We start from the raw sequence: 391 nt of genomic DNA, 5'->3' as shown, positions 1-391 counted from the left end.
CTGTGAAACCCGGGTGCGCTACGGCTATCGTCGTGTGCATGTGCTCCTGGAACGTGAGGGTTGGGGTACCAATATCAAGCGAACCTATCGGATTTACAGGGATCTAGGCCTTCAACTACGGAATAAACGCCGAAGCGCCGGGTCAAAGCCAAGCTGCGGGAGGATCGTCAAATGGCGGTCGGACCGAATGATGTCTGGGCCACTTCGTTCACGATCAGCTTGCGACCGGCAAGAAACTACGGGTGCTGACGGTGGTCGACACCTTCTCGCGCTATGTGCCGGTGCTTGATCCTCGGCACAGCTATCGGGGTGAAGATGTCGTGGAAACCTTGGAACGGGTATGCCGGCAGGTCGGTTATCCGAAGACAATCAGGGTTGATCAGGGAACGGA

Annotated in this window: 1 pseudogene; it reads left to right on the top strand. The window is 56.8% G+C overall.

Features of this window, described 5'->3' with window-relative positions:
• A pseudogene (locus DUT91_RS25240) lies at positions 1-391 on the top strand (DDE-type integrase/transposase/recombinase); the annotation flags it as partial.

The sequence above is a fragment of the Paramesorhizobium salinisoli genome, from assembly GCF_003335045.1.
In the GTDB taxonomy this organism is placed as follows: domain Bacteria; phylum Pseudomonadota; class Alphaproteobacteria; order Rhizobiales; family Rhizobiaceae; genus Paramesorhizobium; species Paramesorhizobium salinisoli.
The sequence above is the reverse complement of the archived record's forward strand: the minus strand, read 5'-3'. Positions and strand labels throughout refer to the sequence as shown.